Here is an 11927-nt window from a genome sequence, read left to right on the forward strand (position 1 = left end):
GGTTGCTGGCGTGACACTCCGCCCCGACACCGCGCGCGCCGTCCGCCGCCGGCGCATGCACGAGCGCCAGGCAGTCGTGTTCGGGCTGCTCATCGCGGCGCTCGCCGTCGTCGGGATCGGCGCCCTCGCCGTGTACACCGGCGCGATCGAGGCGCCGTTCGACCGGGAGCTGTCCTCCCCCGAGGCCGTCGACGACCTCGCGGACGTCAAGGTCCCCTGCCTCGCGGACGGCACCCTGCCCGTCGCCACCGGCGACATCCAGGTCAACGTCTACAACGCGTCCGGCAAGGACGACCCGCTGGGCCGGCTCAACCAGGACATCCTCACGTCGCGCGGGTTCGCGGTGCTCTCGACGGGCAACGCCCCGGACCTCGACGGCGACGGGAAGTCCGACGTCGTGTCGCGCACGCAGATCCACTTCGGTGCCGCGGGCGTCGCGCAGGCGTACACCCTCGCCGCGCACTACGAGAACCCGGGCCTCGTGCTCGACGCGCGCGAGGACGCGACCGTCGACCTCTACGTGGGCGCCGACTTCGAGAACATCGTGGACCCGGAGCTCGTCGGCCTGTCCGGCGACGTCCCGCTCGAGAGCCGTGCAGGGTGCGTCCCGATCGAGGAGATCACGCCCCGCCCGCTGCCCGTGCCCCCCGCCGAGGGCTAGCACGTCCCGGCCCGGCGCCCGCCGGGCACCCTGACCGCCGAACGGTACCCATGAGCACCCTGCCCCTCCGGCCCGCCCGGACCACCGACCCCGCCGAGGTCGACCGCCTGTACGAGATCTGCCTGCGGACCGGTGCGTCCGGCGCCGACGCGAGCGGGCTCTACACCGACCAGCGCCTGCTCGGCGAGGTCTACCTCGGCGCGTACCTCGCGCTCGAGCCGGGCCTGGCGTCCGTCGTCGAGGCCGACGGCGTCGCCGCCGGCTACGTGCTCGGCGCCCGCGACACCGCCGCGTTCGAGGACCGGTGCGAGCGCGAGTGGTGGCCGCCGCTCCGGGAGCGCTACCCCCTCGGGAGCTTCCCCGCGGGGTCGCGCGACGAGGCGCTCGTCGAGCAGATCCACCGCCCGCACCGCACAGACCCGTCCGTGCTCGGCGACTACCCGTCGCACCTGCACGTCGACCTGCTGCCGTCGGCCCAGGGCGGCGGCAACGGCCGCCGCCTCATGGAGGTGCTCTTCGACGCGCTGCGCGCCGCCGGGTCGCCCGGGGTGCACCTCGGCGTGGCGGAGGACAACGCGTCCGCGATCGGCTTCTACGAGCACCTCGGCTTCACCCGGCTCGACGTCGCCGAGGGCCTCGTCCTGGGCCTGCGCCTCTAGCCGACGGCCCGGCGGGCTCGCGCCTGCCGGGCCGTCGTCTTCGTGAAGCCTCCGAGGAGGCCGCTCCCGCGCGTCGCGTCAGCGGGCGTCCTCGACCGTCTCGTGGACGGCGGGCTCGTCGCCCCCGGGGGCCGACGCCGGGCTGGCAGGCTCCTGCGTCGTGCCGCGCCACCGCGAGAGGTTCCGCATCACGTGGTAGATCACGAGCGCCGCGGCGGTGCCCAGCGCGATCCCCTCGAACGTCAGGTCGCCCACGGCCCACGTGAAGTTGGCGATGCCGACGACGAGCGGCACGGCCGCGGTCGTGAGGTTGACCGGGTCGGAGAAGTCCACCTTGTTCTGCACCCAGATGCGCGCGCCGAGGATGCCGATCATGCCGTAGAGCATCGTCGCGGCACCGCCCAGGACGCCGACCGGGATCGTCGCGATGAGCGCGCCGAACTTCGGCGACAAGGAGAGCACCAGCGCGGTCGCCGCCGCGACCCAGTACGCCGCGGTCGAGTAGACGCGCGTCGCGGCCATGACGCCGATGTTCTCGGCGTACGTCGTCGTGCCCGACCCGCCGCCGACGCCCGCGAACGTCGTCGCGAGGCCGTCGGCGAAGAGCGCGCGGCCGGTGAGGTCGTCGAGGTTCTTGCCCGTCATCGCGGCGACCGACTTCACGTGCCCGACGTTCTCCGCGATGAGCACGAGCACGACCGGGACGAACAGGCCGAGCACGGCGACGTCGAACGTCGGCGTGACGAACTCCGGGAGCCCGACCCAGGCAGCCTTCCGCACCTCGTCGAATGACACCTCGCCCTGGATCACGGCCACGACGTAGCCGACGACCACGCCGACGAGGATCGACAGCCGCCCGAGGATCCCCTTGAACAGGACGCTCACGAGGATGATCGCGGCGAGCGTGACGACGGCCGTGACCGGCGCCTGCTGGAAGTTGCCCCACGCCGCCGGGGCGAGGTTGAGCCCGATGAGCGCGACGATCGTGCCCGTGACGATCGGCGGCATGACGACGTCGATCCACCGCGCGCCCGCGACGTGGACCAGGAGACCGACGGCCGCGAGCACGAGGCCCGTGACGAGGATCCCGCCGACCGCGACCGACTGACCCTGGGACGCGGTCGCCGCGCCGATCGGCGCGATGAACGCGAAGCTCGACCCGAGGTAGCTCGGGAGGCGGTTCCGCGTGATGAGCAGGAACCCGACCGTGCCGATCGCCGAGAAGAACAGCGTCGTCGCGGGCGAGAAGCCCGTGAGGAGCGGCACGAGGAACGTCGCGCCGAACATGGCGACGACGTGCTGCATCCCGATCCCGATGGTCCGCGGCCAGGTCAGACGCTCGTCCGGGTCGACGACGTCCCCCGGTCGGACCGTCTTCCCGTCACCGTGCAACCGCCACCCGATGGCGCTCATGTCTCTCCCGTCCGTGAAGCCCGTGTGAAAAAACCCCCGGTGCAGGGTAGTGGCCCGACGTCACGGCGGTGTTTCCGGGGCGACCCGTGGGCACGGGCGTCACGGCAGCTGCGGCACGACCTCGCTCGCGACGAGCTCCAGGTGGTCGAGGTCGTGCAGGTCGAGCACCTGGAGGTAGAAGCGCGTCGCGCCCTGCTCTGCGGCGGCCGCGATCTTGTCCGCGACCTCGCCGACCGTGCCGGCCAGGCCGTTGCGGCGGACCTCGTCGGGCTCGCGCCCGATCGCGTCGGCCCGACGGCGGAACTCCGCCTCGTCCTTGCCCACCGCGACGACGAACGCCGCCGAGTACACGAGCGAGTCGGGGTCGCGGTCGGCGTCGAGGCACGCGGCGCGCACGTTCTCGAACCGGTCGGGCAGGACGCCCGGGTCGGGGAACGCCGCGTTGAACTCGCTGGCGTACCGGGCCGCGAGCGCCGGGGTGCGCCGGGGCCCGTGTCCGCCGACGATCACCGGGACGCGCTCCTGGGCGGGCTTCGGCAGGGCCGGGGAGTCCGTGAGCGTGTAGTGCTCGCCGCTGAACGAGAACGTCTCGCCGACCGGCGTCTCCCACAGCCCGGTGATCACCGCGAGCTGCTCCTCGAGGATCCCGAACCGCTTCTCCGGGAACGGGATGCCGTACGCCTCGTGCTCGCGGGCGTACCAGCCCGCGCCGAGGCCGAGCTCGACGCGGCCGCCCGACATCTGGTCGACCTGCGCGACCTGGATCGCGAGCACGCCGGGGTGGCGGAACGTGGCCGACGACACGAGCGTGCCGAGCCGGATGCGGCTCGTCTCGCGGGCGAGGCCGGCGAGCGTCGTCCAGGCGTCGGTCGGGCCGGGCAGCCCGTCGCCGTCGCCCATGACGAGGTAGTGGTCGGAGCGGAAGAAGGCGTCGAAACCGAGGTCCTCGGTGGCCTTCGCGACAGCGAGGAGGTCGTCGTACGACGCGCCCTGCTGGGGCTCGGTGAAGATGCGCAGGTCGATCTGGGTCATGCCGTCACCCTGCCACACCGCGCGCCCGCCCCCGCCCCCACGACGCCCGCTCCGCGAGGTAGGACGTGCGGTCGCGAACGAGGACGCGCGGAGCTCTACCTCGCGCCCGGACGTCCTCCCTCGCTGGTCACGGCGGGGACGGTGCGGTCAGTCCGCCAGAGGGACGAGGTCGAGCTCCTGGAACTCCGCGACCTCGGGGACCCACCGCTCGGCGACGAAGCGGCGGTGGTCCGGGTGGGCGTCGTACGCGGCGTACGCGGCGTCGTCGTCGAACACCATGGAGAACTGGAACGTCAGCGGGCTCTTCGGGCTCACCTGGCGCGAGACGGTGAAGTCCCGGACGCCCGGGACCCCGGTGAGCGTCGTGCGGGCGGTGCCGAGGAACTCGGCCTCCTCCGCGCTGCCGGCGGGGTGGACGAGGCGGAAGGCGACGGTGTGCTGGATCACCTCGCCACGGTAGACGGGGCACGTGACCGGCGCCCGCTAGTCTCGCCGCGTGCGCATCCTCTGGCGTGACGTCGCGAGGTTCTTCGACGAGAGCGTCGAGGGTCGCCTGCCGGACGGGTCCGTGCGTGGCAGCCGGGCGTCCGACGGCGCGCGGCTCGTCGAGCGGTACCGCGCGCTCGGCTGGTCCGTCGAGCGGGACGGCCGGCCGTGGGACGGCGGCGCCCTCCACCGCGCCGCGGACCACGCGCTCCCGACGGTCTTCGTCCGCCCCGCCCCCGGCGTCTCCGTGAACCTGTTCCTGTGGCCCGACGACGAGATCGCCTTCGACGTCGACGCCCGGGAGATCCACGACCAGCACACCCTCGACGCGGTCTGCCGCTTCCTCGCTAAGACGGGCCGGGCGCTCGCCACGGACGTCGACCTGTGCCCGGAGGGGACGACCACGCCGTTCCTGCGATACACCCGGCGGGCGGACAGCGTGGGCCGCTGTCCCTAGGCTGGCGACCATGCGCGTGAGCACCGTGATCCTGCCGATCTACCCGTGGCGCGAGGGCCGGGACGTGTGGCGGTCCGCCGACGACCTCGGGTTCCACGCCGCCTACACGTACGACCACCTGTCGTGGCGGTCGTTCCGCGACGGCCCGTGGTTCGGCGCGGTCCCGACGCTCGCCGCCGCGGCGGGCGTCACCGAGCGGGTGCGGCTGGGCACGCTCGTGTCGTCGCCGAACTTCCGCGAGCCGGTGACGTTCGCGAAGGACGTCATGACGCTCGACGACCTGTCGGGCGGGCGCGTGACCGTCGGCCTGGGCGCGGGGACGACGGGCTTCGACGCGACGGTCCTCGGCGGCGAGCCGTGGTCGGCCCGGGAGCGCGCCGACCGGTTGCGCGACTTCACGATCCTGCTCGACCGCCTGCTCACCGAGCCCGCCGTCACGCACGTCGAGGGTCACTACCGGGCGCACGAGGCGCGGACCATCCCCGGGCCGGTCCAGTCGCCCCGGGTGCCGTTCGCCGTCGCCGCGACCGGCCCGCGCGGGCTGCGGCTCGCCGCGCGCTACGGGCAGGCGTGGGTGACGACGGGCGACGGCCGCCTCGGGGACGACGCGACCCCGGCGCAGTCGCGCGCTGCCGTCCGCGACCAGGTGGAGCGGCTCGACGCGGCGTGCCGCGACGCCGGTCGCGACCCGGGGTCGGTGGCGCGCATCCTGCTCACGGGCTTCACTCCAGACCCCGCGCTGGAGTCGGTCGACGCGTTCGTCGAGACGGCGCACGGGTACGCGGAGGCCGGCATCACGGAGATCGTCGTCCACCGGCCCATCCCGGGCACCCAGTTCGCGGCCGACGAGCGCGTGTTCGAGCAGATCGCGACCGACGGCGCCGCGCAGGTCGCCCGGCTGTAGAGCGCGGGCCGTCACGCCTCGGGTGACGGGCTAGAACAGGACGTCGAGCACGAACCGGACCGGGGCCGTCACCGTCTCCCACAGCACACGCCCGGCCGACCTCTGCTCGAGGCGCGCCAGGCGCGCGGAGAAGACGGCGGCGGCGATCCCCCCGAGGACCGCGGCACCCAGGCAGACGCCCACGAGCCACGGCGGCAGGTCGACCAGGTAGCCGACGAGCGACAGCACGGCGGCGACCCCGCCCAGCACGAGGCTGACCACGAGGCCCCACGCCCCGACGGGGTCGAGCTCGGGGCCGCTGCGCGCCTCCGGGGTGTCCTCCACGCGCACAGTGTGCCGCACCTCCTCCCCGTCCTCCCGCTCGGGTGGAACCTCTCGGGGCGTCGCTGCGTGTCAGAGACAGAGGGCCCGCGACACATGTCGTGCGAGGGCTCACCGGACCGGGACGCGAGGAGGCGACGTGCGCAAGGCACCGGCGGGGTGGTACGCGGACGCACCGGGCTCGGGGAGCGAGCGCTGGTACGACGGCGCGGCGTGGACCGACCGGACGCGCGAGCGCCGGGCGCGGGACGACGTCGGCCCGTGGCGGCGGGTCGTCGTGCTCGGATCGGTGGTCGTGCTGGTCGTCGCGGCGCCGCTCCTCCTCGCCGTGCTCGGCTGAGTCCCCTGCCGGGACAGCCGCCCGCCGGGAGACGCGTCAGCCGAGCGGCCCCCGCACGCGGTAGGTCACGTGGGTCACCTGGGACGCCGCCCGCACGGCGACGGTCTCGAGCGCGAGGGGCGGGACGCCGTCGAGCACGCGGTCGCCGTGGCCGAGGACCTGGGGCACGACGTGCAGCCGGAGCTCGTCGAGCAGCCCCGCCGCGATCACCTGGTTGATGGTCGCGGCCCCGCCCGCGATCGCGACGTCCCGGTCCCCCGCGGCCTCCCGCGCCTGCGCGACGGCTGACGCGACGCCGTCGGTGACGAAGAAGAACGTCGTCCCGCCCTCCAGGACGAGCGGCTCGCGCGGGTGGTGCGTGAGCACGAACACCGGCGCGTGGTACGGCGGCTCCGGGCCCCACCAGCCCTGCCAGTCCGGGTCCCACTCCCCTCGCCCGGGCGTGAACATGTTCCTGCCCATGACGAACGCCCCCGCGTCGACGATCGCGGCGATCTCCGCCGCGTTCTCGTCGGCGGTCTCGACCATCCACCGGTGCAGGTCCACGCCCGCGCCGAACGGGTGCTCCAGCGTCTGGTCGGGGCGCGAGGAGTACCCGTCCACCGACACCGCCACGTCGCACGTCACGTTCCCCATGCCGCCCTCACCCTCCGCGGCCCGCGTGCGCCGCGGCCGCCGTCGTCCGTCCTGACGACACGTCCGACCGCGGGCGGGCGCGGAACTCATCGCCGCACCCGGGTCAGCGCGGTGCGCGGGCCTCCTCGGTGGCGATGCGGAGGGCGGCGACGAGCTCGCGGTAGAGCTCGTCGGTCGCGAGGAGCTGGGGGTGCGTGCCGCGCGCGCGGACGCGGCCGTCCTCCATGACGAGGATGACGTCGGCGTCGATGACCGTGGACAGGCGGTGCGCGATGGTCACGACGGCGCGGTCGCGGGCCAGGTCCTCGATGACGGCGTGCACGGCCGCCTCGGTGAGCCCGTCGACCTGGGCGGTGGCCTCGTCGAGGAGCAGCACGTCGGGCGCGTGCAGGACGGCGCGCGCGAGGGCGACGCGCTGGCGCTCGCCACCCGAGACGGTCGTCCCGACGAGCGACGTGTCGAGGCCGTCGGGCAGCGAGCGCACCTTGGCGTCGAGACGCACCTGCGCGAGCGCCGCCCACATCGCCTTCTCGGTCGCGGCGGGGTCGGAGAGGCGCAGGTTCTCGCGGATGGTGCCCGGCACGACGGGGGTCTCCTGCTCGACGTACGCGAAGCGGCGCCGCACGTCGTCGAACGTGAGGTCGTCGTAGGGCACGCCGTCGAGGAGGATCCGCCCCGACTCGGGCTGCAGGAAGCGCAGCAGGAGCGAGAAGGTCGTGGTCTTGCCCGCCCCGGACGGGCCGACGATCGCGACCTGCCCGCGAGGCGGCACGTCGAGGTCGAGGTCGCGCACCACGAGCTCGCCGCCCGGCAGGTAGCGCGCGGTGACGCCGCGCAGGGACAGCCGCGGCGCGTCGTGCGGGGCCGGCGTGCCCGACGGCGCGCCCATCCCGGCCGGACGACGCGCGGCGGGGTCGTCGTCCTCCTCCGGCTCGATGGCCTGGACCTCGCGGATCCGCCCTGCGGCCGCGATGCCGGCCTGGAGCTGGGTGACGTTCATGGTCAGCCCCGTGACGGGCTCGACGATCTGGAACGCGTAGAGCAGGAACGCGACGAGGCTCGACACGGCCAGGAGCCCCTGGTCCACGCGCCAGGCGCCGAGCGCGAGGATGACGATGATCGCGAGCTGGATGCCGCCCCCGGCGATGCTCCAGGCGACCGCCTCGGTCCGCACGGCCCGCACGCTGTGGCGCGCGGAGTCCTGCGCGTCGTCGAGCACGCGGTCGATCTGGCGGCCCTCCGCGCGGCTCGCCTTGATCGTGCGGATCGCCCGCAGCCCGCCCTCGAGCGTGCCGCCGAGGCTGCCGAGCGACTCCTGCGCCTTCTCCTGCGCCTTCGCGATGCGGGGCATGAGGGCGCCCACGAGGACGCCGATGACGACGATCGCCCCGAGCGTCGTGCCGAGCAGGACGAGGTCGAGCACGCCCATGAGAACGACCGTGCCCACGAGGGACACCGCCAGGTTCACGAGGTTGACCAGGCTCGACGACGCCGCCTCGCGCAGCAGCACCGTGTCGGACGTGACGCGCGTGACGAGCTCGCCCGTCGGGCGGCCGGTGAGCGCGCCGATCCGCGCGCGGAAGAAGCGCCGCACCATGGACGACCGCGCGTCGAGCACCACGCGCTCGGCGAGCGTGCCGAGCAGGACCCACTGCCACAGCCCGAGCACGAGCCCGACGACGAGCAGCCCGACGAGCGTGAGCACGGCCGGGGTCAGCGACTCCCCCGTGCCGAGCGTGTCGAGCACCCACTTGGTCACCATCGGCGTCGCGAGGGTCGCGGCCGTCGTCCCGAGACCGAGCACGAGGCCGAGCAGCAGGGTCCGGCGGTGCGGGCGGACGAACTGCCACAGCACCGCGAGGCGCGGGAGGAACGGGCCCCGCGGGGTGGCGTCGCGAGGAGCGGGTGGGGCCTCGGGCGTGGTGGAGGTCGGGGACATGTCGTCAACCATGGTTGACATCCTCTCTCGTGTCAACCGTCGTTGACGCGGCGCGGGAGGTCGTGCGCCGGGGCGCTCGACGCCCCTAGTGGAACATGGGTGTTCCATCCGTGACAAGCGGCGTTCCGTCACGGCGCGGGCTATCGTGGGCCGCGTGACGGCACGAACGAGCGCGCGGAGCACCCCCGCGGCCACGCCCTCCGGAGCGGCTCCCGACGCGCCGCCCACAAGCGGCACCCGCACCCGGACCCGGCGCGCGATCCTCGACGCGGCCGTCTCGGTGCTCAGCACGGACAAGTCCGCGTCGCTCGGCGACGTCGCGCAGGCCGCCCAGGTGGGCCGCACGACCCTGCACCGCTACTTCCCCGAGCGCGCCGACCTCGTCGAGGCGATCGGCGCCGAGACCGTCGAGCGCACGCGCGCGGCGATCGCCGCCGCGCGGCTCGACGACGGGCCCCCGGCCGCGGCGCTGCGCCGCCTCGCCTTCGAGTACTTCGACCTCGGCCCCTGGTACATGGTGCTGTTCACCGAGCTCGCCGACGCCGAGTCCGCGTTCTGGGCCGAGTCCGAGCAGGCCGAGGAGCCGGTGCGGGAGCTGCTGCGCCGCGGGCAGGAGGCCGGCGTCGTCGACGACCAGCTCAGCGTGGCATGGATCGTCCGCACCCTGTGGTGGATGCTGTTCAACGCGTGGTCCATGGCCGACGACGGCGAGATCTCGCGCGCCGACGCGCTCCGCATGGCCGTCCGCAGTATCGAGGGCGTCGCCCTCACGCGCGAGGCGCGCGCATGAGCGTCAGCCCGGGGCCGGCACCCCGCCCCGGCCTCGGCGAGCGGCTGCGCCGCTGGTGGCAGCGGGCCGACGACGTCCGGACCGGCGTGCGCTGGGCGAGCGTCGCGACCGTGCTCGGTGGGATCGTCGTCGCGGTCGTGTGCCTCGTGCTCGTGCTGCGCGGCCGGGTCTGGGCGTGGGTCCCGCTGGTGGTCGCCGCGGCCGTCGCGCTGCGCGAGGTCCGCTACCTGCAGCGCGCCGCCCGGGGCGGCCGGCCCCGGTACCAGGAGAACGCCCCGCGCTGACCGCCGGGCGGTCGCTCGTCCGGGCCGTCGTGCGATCGGCCGTGGGGTCGGTCGTGCGGTCGGCGGCGCGAGAGCGTGCACCTCGCGGGCCACGAGGACCACGCGCTCGTCATCCGGAGGTCGCACCCCGGTGGGCCGCAGGATCCACCGGACGGGCGACGCGCCCGAGGTGCGCCGCGGGGAAGACTGGCCGTACGGCGCCGGTCAGCGGCGCCGGCCAACCTCCGGAGGCGCACCGTGACCCCCACCCCCGCCCGGGACACCGCGTTCCCCGCCCACGACGGCGCACCCGACCAGCCGTCCGCGCGCGCGGCAGCGCGCGGCCTGCGCTTCACCGCGCGCCGCGCGTCCCGGGCCCGACGGCGGGGCGCGGCCCCCGCGCGTCGGCCCGCCGTCCCCCCGGTCGAGCGGGCGAACGGCTGGGTCGTCGCGCTGGCCGTGGCCGCAGGAGCCGTGCTCTTCTCGACCCTCGCGATGAAGGCGTTCCTCGGCGGCTGACCCTCGGTCCGGCGCCCGCGGCCCGCGCACCAGGGATCTCGCCGACGCCCGCGGTCTCACCCGCCCCAGCCATCGACGCGGGGCCACCACGGGTCTACCGTCGAAGCACGGGCGCCGCTGCCGACGGCACGCGCCCGGCCACCGTAGGGCCGGAGGCCGCCCCGGGGCTCAGGCCCCGCCGGCGGCCGCCTCGTCCCACACCACGACGTCGCCCGCCCGGACCGTGCCGGACGACAGCAGCCGGCACACGACGCCGCCCCGCGCGTGCATCGCGCGCATCGCGCCGGCCGCGATCCAGTCGTCGAGCAGGCGGCACGGCGCGGCGATCCGGAGCACCTGGAGCTCGACGTCCCCGATCCGCAGGAACGACCCCGGCTTCGTGGGCAGGTCGCCGTGGGTGAGCGTGACGTTGCGCCGGGTCAGACCGGGGTCGATCTCCTGCCCGAGGTCCGCGGAGGCGGCCGCCAGGTCGGTGAGCGTCTGGATCGTCACGTGCCGGTGCTTCGACCCGTGGTACCGGTCGCCGACGAGGCCCTTGCCCTCCTCCGCCTCGACCGCCGCGACGACCCGCGTCGGGAGTCGACGGGCCTTCGCGACGTGGATCGCGTGCACGCGAGGCTGGTCGGGCATGGCCCCAGCCTCGCACCCGGCGCCGCCGCAGGGCCACCGCCCCGGGCCGGGCGAGCGCCGGGTACCGGTGTACCGTCCGGTGCATGACCGACGTCCGCAGCCGCACCCATGCCCAGGCCGTCGACGCAGCGATCGAGCTCTTCACCCGCAAGGGGTACGAGCAGACGACCGTCGAGGAGATCGCCGACGCCGCCCAGGTCAGCCGCGCCACCTTCTTCCGCCGCTACGGGTCCAAGGAGGACGTGGTCTTCGCGGACCACGAGCTCCTGCTCGACGAGGTCGTCGTCATGCTCGCCGCGACGCGGCCCGTGCCCGACGCCGAGGGGCACCTCACGCCCGACCCGACGGTCGACCCGTACCTCGAGGTGTGCCGCGCGGCGCGGCTGGTGTTCGACCACCACGTCGGGCAGCGCGAGACGTCCCTGGCCCGCTGGCAGCTACTCCAGCAGGTGCCGGCGCTGCGCGACCGCGAGCTCGTCACGACCCACCGCTACGAGCGCGCGTTCACCGCGTACCTGCGCGACGCGCTCCCGCCGGACGAGCGCCGCTCGACGGCGTCCATCGCGTTCGCGGCGTCCGTCGTCGCCGTGCACAACGCGCTCCTGCGCCGGTGGCTGCGCTCCCCCGAGCAGGACCTGCGCCCCCAGCTCGAGGAGGCGTTCGCGGACCTGCGCCGCGCCGCCGTCGGCCGGTACGCCGCGCCGGACGGCGCCGCCCGGGAGCGCAGCGGGGACGGCGTGCCCGCGGCGCGCCGCGTCGTCGTGACCGTGGTGGACGCGGACGCGGACGCGCAGGGCGTCGCGGACGACGTCGCGCGCGCCGTCCGCGACGCCCTGGCCTGACCCCTCCTGCCCCGCCCCGCCGAGCAGGTCGTCCT

Annotated in this window: 16 protein-coding genes; 9 read left to right on the forward strand and 7 right to left on the reverse strand. The window is 74.9% G+C overall.

Annotated elements, in window-relative coordinates:
• The first annotated feature begins 10 nt into the window (after window positions 1–10).
• A complete protein-coding gene (locus HKK73_RS16165) occupies window positions 11–661 on the forward strand; it encodes a LytR C-terminal domain-containing protein (RefSeq protein ID WP_043652283.1) in 651 nt (216 codons plus the stop codon).
• Window positions 662–711: 50 nt separating this feature from the next.
• Window positions 712–1320, forward strand: coding sequence for an N-acetyltransferase (locus HKK73_RS16170; RefSeq protein ID WP_085387287.1), 609 nt, complete (start codon window positions 712–714; stop codon window positions 1318–1320).
• A 78-nt stretch (window positions 1321–1398) separates the two neighbouring features.
• On the opposite strand, the gene HKK73_RS16175 is transcribed toward HKK73_RS16170, so the two are convergent.
• The 3 genes from HKK73_RS16175 to HKK73_RS16185 all read right to left on the reverse strand — a co-directional run bounded on the left by HKK73_RS16175 (window position 1399) and on the right by HKK73_RS16185 (window position 4212).
• Complete coding sequence (locus HKK73_RS16175) at window positions 1399–2733, reverse strand: uracil-xanthine permease family protein (RefSeq protein WP_043652277.1); 1335 nt, start codon at window positions 2731–2733, stop codon at window positions 1399–1401.
• 99 nt (window positions 2734–2832) lie between these two features.
• Window positions 2833–3756: an LLM class F420-dependent oxidoreductase gene (locus HKK73_RS16180; RefSeq protein WP_031315298.1), complete on the reverse strand. Its 924-nt coding sequence runs from the start codon at window positions 3754–3756 to the stop codon at window positions 2833–2835.
• A gap of 156 nt (window positions 3757–3912) precedes the next feature.
• The gene (locus tag HKK73_RS16185) at window positions 3913–4212 is read right to left on the reverse strand and encodes a Dabb family protein (RefSeq protein ID WP_137280767.1); all 300 of its coding nucleotides are present in this window, start codon (window positions 4210–4212) and stop codon (window positions 3913–3915) included.
• Window positions 4213–4261: 49 nt separating this feature from the next.
• Between HKK73_RS16185 and HKK73_RS16190 the strand changes: the two genes are divergently transcribed.
• Window positions 4262–4708 (forward strand): hypothetical protein, encoded by a 447-nt coding sequence (locus tag HKK73_RS16190; protein WP_171468390.1) that lies wholly within the window; start codon window positions 4262–4264, stop codon window positions 4706–4708.
• A gap of 10 nt (window positions 4709–4718) precedes the next feature.
• The gene (locus HKK73_RS16195; protein ID WP_137280768.1) at window positions 4719–5612 is read left to right on the forward strand and encodes an LLM class flavin-dependent oxidoreductase; all 894 of its coding nucleotides are present in this window, start codon (window positions 4719–4721) and stop codon (window positions 5610–5612) included.
• Window positions 5613–5642: 30 nt separating this feature from the next.
• On the opposite strand, the gene HKK73_RS16200 is transcribed toward HKK73_RS16195, so the two are convergent.
• Complete coding sequence (locus HKK73_RS16200; RefSeq protein ID WP_157446597.1) at window positions 5643–5936, reverse strand: hypothetical protein; 294 nt, start codon at window positions 5934–5936, stop codon at window positions 5643–5645.
• Between the two features lie 136 nt (window positions 5937–6072).
• On the opposite strand from HKK73_RS16200, the gene HKK73_RS16205 reads away from it, so the two are divergent.
• The gene (locus tag HKK73_RS16205; protein WP_021482786.1) at window positions 6073–6273 is read left to right on the forward strand and encodes a DUF2510 domain-containing protein; all 201 of its coding nucleotides are present in this window, start codon (window positions 6073–6075) and stop codon (window positions 6271–6273) included.
• A gap of 36 nt (window positions 6274–6309) precedes the next feature.
• On the opposite strand, the gene HKK73_RS16210 is transcribed toward HKK73_RS16205, so the two are convergent.
• Window positions 6310–6909, reverse strand: a complete 600-nt coding sequence (locus HKK73_RS16210) for a dihydrofolate reductase family protein (protein ID WP_085387282.1) — start codon at window positions 6907–6909, stop codon at window positions 6310–6312.
• A gap of 103 nt (window positions 6910–7012) precedes the next feature.
• Window positions 7013–8848 (reverse strand): ABC transporter ATP-binding protein, encoded by a 1836-nt coding sequence (locus HKK73_RS16215; protein WP_171468391.1) that lies wholly within the window; start codon window positions 8846–8848, stop codon window positions 7013–7015.
• A gap of 154 nt (window positions 8849–9002) precedes the next feature.
• Here HKK73_RS16215 and HKK73_RS16220 point away from each other — a divergent pair, with 154 nt between their 5' ends.
• The 3 genes from HKK73_RS16220 (at window position 9003) to HKK73_RS16230 (ending at window position 10420) form a co-directional block, all read left to right on the forward strand.
• Complete coding sequence (locus tag HKK73_RS16220) at window positions 9003–9638, forward strand: TetR/AcrR family transcriptional regulator (RefSeq protein ID WP_171468392.1); 636 nt, start codon at window positions 9003–9005, stop codon at window positions 9636–9638.
• Complete coding sequence (locus HKK73_RS16225; RefSeq protein WP_137280772.1) at window positions 9635–9922, forward strand: hypothetical protein; 288 nt, start codon at window positions 9635–9637, stop codon at window positions 9920–9922. The genes HKK73_RS16220 and HKK73_RS16225 overlap by 4 nt, the downstream gene beginning before the upstream one ends.
• Before the next feature lie 237 nt (window positions 9923–10159).
• The gene (locus tag HKK73_RS16230) at window positions 10160–10420 is read left to right on the forward strand and encodes a hypothetical protein (RefSeq protein WP_043652259.1); all 261 of its coding nucleotides are present in this window, start codon (window positions 10160–10162) and stop codon (window positions 10418–10420) included.
• Between the two features lie 168 nt (window positions 10421–10588).
• On the opposite strand, the gene HKK73_RS16235 is transcribed toward HKK73_RS16230, so the two are convergent.
• On the reverse strand, window positions 10589–11050 hold the full coding sequence (locus HKK73_RS16235) for an MOSC domain-containing protein (RefSeq protein ID WP_171468393.1): 462 nt from the start codon (window positions 11048–11050) through the stop codon (window positions 10589–10591).
• A gap of 83 nt (window positions 11051–11133) precedes the next feature.
• On the opposite strand from HKK73_RS16235, the gene HKK73_RS16240 reads away from it, so the two are divergent.
• A complete protein-coding gene (locus HKK73_RS16240) occupies window positions 11134–11892 on the forward strand; it encodes a TetR/AcrR family transcriptional regulator (RefSeq protein WP_043652253.1) in 759 nt (252 codons plus the stop codon).
• The last annotated feature ends 35 nt before the right edge of the window (window positions 11893–11927 follow it).

The organism is Cellulosimicrobium sp. 72-3 (genome assembly GCF_013127315.1).
In the GTDB taxonomy this organism is placed as follows: Bacteria; Actinomycetota; Actinomycetes; order Actinomycetales; family Cellulomonadaceae; genus Cellulosimicrobium; species Cellulosimicrobium funkei.